Annotated in this window: 3 protein-coding genes and 1 tRNA gene; all 4 read right to left on the reverse strand. The window is 40.6% G+C overall.

Features of this window, described 5'->3' with window-relative positions; genetic code table 11:
* Positions 1–137: 137 nt before the first annotated feature.
* Positions 138–210 (reverse strand) — tRNA-Phe (locus DW103_RS17725).
* Positions 211–286: 76 nt separating this feature from the next.
* Positions 287–1,318 carry a thiamine-phosphate kinase gene (gene thiL / locus DW103_RS17730; RefSeq protein ID WP_122278593.1) on the reverse strand — a complete coding sequence of 344 codons (1,032 nt, stop codon included), beginning with the start codon at positions 1,316–1,318 and terminating at the stop codon, positions 287–289.
* Positions 1,319–1,321: 3 nt separating this feature from the next.
* Positions 1,322–2,425: a tetraacyldisaccharide 4'-kinase gene (gene lpxK / locus DW103_RS17735; RefSeq protein WP_122278595.1), complete on the reverse strand. Its 1,104-nt coding sequence runs from the start codon at positions 2,423–2,425 to the stop codon at positions 1,322–1,324.
* A gap of 341 nt (positions 2,426–2,766) precedes the next feature.
* A partial coding sequence (locus DW103_RS18160; RefSeq protein ID WP_158576716.1) for a hypothetical protein occupies positions 2,767–3,020 on the reverse strand: 254 nt, incomplete at its 5' end.

A 3,020-nucleotide genomic window follows, 5' to 3' on the forward strand; every position in this document is an offset into this window, starting at 1 on the left:
CATGGTTACATCTCGGTTTACATGGCTTGTGTGAACCAACATGAAAAACACAGAAAATAATAGGATTTTAAGGGGAAAAACCACCGAAAAGCCACAAAAAAAGCAGCTATCTTTGAAGATAACTGCTTGATTTTCAGTGGTGCCACCAGGAATCGAACCGGGGACACAAGGATTTTCAGTCCTTTGCTCTACCAACTGAGCTATGGCACCGTTGTTTTGTTTAACGGGTGCAAAGATATGGACTTTTTTTTAATTTGCAATACTTCGGGGAATTTTATTTAAGATTTTATTCGCTTAAGGAGTTCCAGCCTTGGGCTTTTAGTTCGACTTCGCCACCGTCGCGGCCGACAAGGTAATTCCCTAAATCCGGTTTGGTGATATGGCCGATTACTTTAACACCTTTCATTTCAGATACTTTGTCGTGGTCGGTAAGGGGAACTGTGAAGAGAAGTTCGTAGTCCTCACCGCCATTCATGGCCGCTGTGATAAGGTTCATGTTAAACTGTTCAGCCATAGCGGCAGTCTGGTAATCGATAGGGATGCGGTCTTCGTAAATGCGACAACCCACATTACTCTCCTTCGAGATGTGGAGCAATTCGGAGGAAAGCCCGTCGGAAATATCCATCATGGCGGTAGGAACGATGCCACTATTATGTAATAATTCTATGATGTCTTTGCGAGCTTCCGGTTTCAATTGACGTTCCAAAAGATACTCTTTGCCACCGAAATCCGGAGTGAAATCTTTTTCTCCTTTGAATACCCTTTTCTCCCGCTCAAGAAGTTGCAATCCCATATAGGCAGCCCCTAAATCACCGGAAACGCAGACTAAATCAGTCTCTTTGGCGCCACTGCGCAAAACAATTTTATCTTTTTCTCCTTCCCCGATGCAAGTTATGCTGATGCAAAAGCCGGTTAAAGAGGCTGAAGTATCTCCGCCTACAATATCGACACCGTAAATGTCGCAAGCTAATTTCACTCCAGCGTAAAAATCGTCCAAATCTTCAACAGAAAAACGTTTCGAGATGCCAAGTGAAATTGTGATTTGCTTTGGCTGACCGTTCATGGCGTAAATATCAGAGAAGTTTACGATGGCGGATTTGTATCCTAAATGCTTAAGAGGAACATAAGTCAAGTCAAAATGGATGCCTTCCAGAAGAAGGTCGGTTGTTACCAAGACCTGTTTGTCCTGATATGAAAGAACAGCGGCATCGTCACCTATGCCTTTTATTGTGTTACTGTTCTTCAATTCAATTTTATCTGTTAAATGACGAATTAAACCGAATTCGCCTAAAGTCGCTATTTCTGTTCTGTTGTTCATATCTTAATAATGTGAAATACTGTTTTTTTGAAAGGAAATAATATGCTTTATTATTGTTTCATCGAAATCTTTTCCTGCACAAAAATTTATGCCGATTGGCAGGCAGTATAAGGATTGTTTCCACTTTTCCGGCATAAGTGGATTGTTTATTAATCGCGCGGCGTCTTTTTCCGTGACTAAAATGATTTTGTTTTCAGATGCCATTTCTTCATATTGGGCATTTAGCTTTTTAAAGTCTTGCTTACTAAACGTATGATGGTCCGGAAAACTTGCAATTGCCACTTTGTCTGAATGTTTCTGTGCTTCTTTAATAAAAAGAGTAGGGGATGCGATGCCTGAAATAAGCAGTATTTCATCCTCTTTCTTTATTTTCCGCCAAGTTCGTTTTGGGGCAATCTCCGGGAATACGGGTTGTATGTCCTTGTAGATAACCCTCGTGAAATATAGATGTTGGTGAGCTTGCAGCTTCATGTTTTCTTCAATGATACGGAATTCTATCGGTTTCATGTCTTCTTCGCACTTTGTTACGATAACAATGTCTGTACGTCGTATCCCGCTGATAGGTTCGCGCAATCGACCGACGGGCATAAGTTTGTCGTAATAGAACAGGCGGTGATAATCAGTCAGGATAATAGAGAGCGAAGGACTGACGTAGCGATGCTGGAAGGCGTCGTCCAATAAAATAACTTCTGGTTGTTCAGCTTCGGGGAGCGCCAGTATATTGCGAATACCTCGCCGGCGGTCTGCATCAACAGCTACCAGTATATCCGGAAATTTGTTTTTCATTTGATAGGGTTCGTCTCCGATTTCAAGACTTGTACATTCCGGCCCTGCTAAAATGAAACCCGATGTTTCTCGTTTATATCCCCGGCTCAATACCGCTATACGATATTTATCTTTCAATAATTGAATTAAATATTCCGTGTGAGGCGTTTTGCCTGTTCCCCCAACGCTGAGATTTCCGATACAGATAACAGGAATCGGATAATGTTCGGATGGTAGTACTCCCCACTCGAAAAGTTGATTCCTCAATCGGACTCCTATTCCATATAGAAAAGAAAGAGGAGTCAATGCAGAATCTAATTTAATATTTTTGTCTGTCGGCATATCAGCTCTATCTGTATCAGCCTACAAATATAGTTAACTTATTGGTGTTAATTTACTTTTTGTCTGTTAATTCAGTGATGTTAGTTTACAAAACGATGAAATAGTAATCATATTTTCGATGTAGAAGTTCTTTTTTCTGATGATTTATATAAAAAAGTCGTTTCAAATAGAACTTATCCCCCCCAATAAAGCTCGATTAGTTGCCGAGGGAATTGCCTTACGATAACTGTGGTAAGGCCTTGCCACAATTGTCGAAAGGTCTTACCATAACTATCGCAAGGCCTTGCGATAACTATCAAAAGGCAAATGTAAATTAAGTAGGAAGTGAATGCTGTTGGTTATCAGGTGTTTATCATTTTGGCAAAGATACATCCAAACGAAGCGAAATCCAATAGTTCTTTCATCTTTTTCATGAATGAATTTTTCATGGATGAAAAGATAGGGATGTAAACCCCCGTACGCCCCCAAAAAACTTTCCCCTCCCGTACCTTATAATACAGAACCTCCTCGTGAAAGAAAGCTGCAAAAAAGATTGGAAAAGATTTGGTAGTTGTATAAATATCCTCTACTTTTGCACCCGCATTCGAGCGAGAGT

Origin of the sequence: Parabacteroides sp. AM08-6 (assembly GCF_003473295.1) — a bacterium.
Taxonomy (GTDB): Bacteria; Bacteroidota; Bacteroidia; order Bacteroidales; family Tannerellaceae; genus Parabacteroides.

Bases quoted from the DNA above. Each gene is read 5' to 3' on its own strand.
- thiL (WP_122278593.1), bottom strand. From the start codon at position 1,318: ATGAACAACAGAACAGAAATAGCGACTTTAGGCGAATTCGGTTTAATT.
- lpxK (WP_122278595.1), bottom strand. From the start codon at position 2,425: ATGCCGACAGACAAAAATATTAAATTAGATTCTGCATTGACTCCTCTT.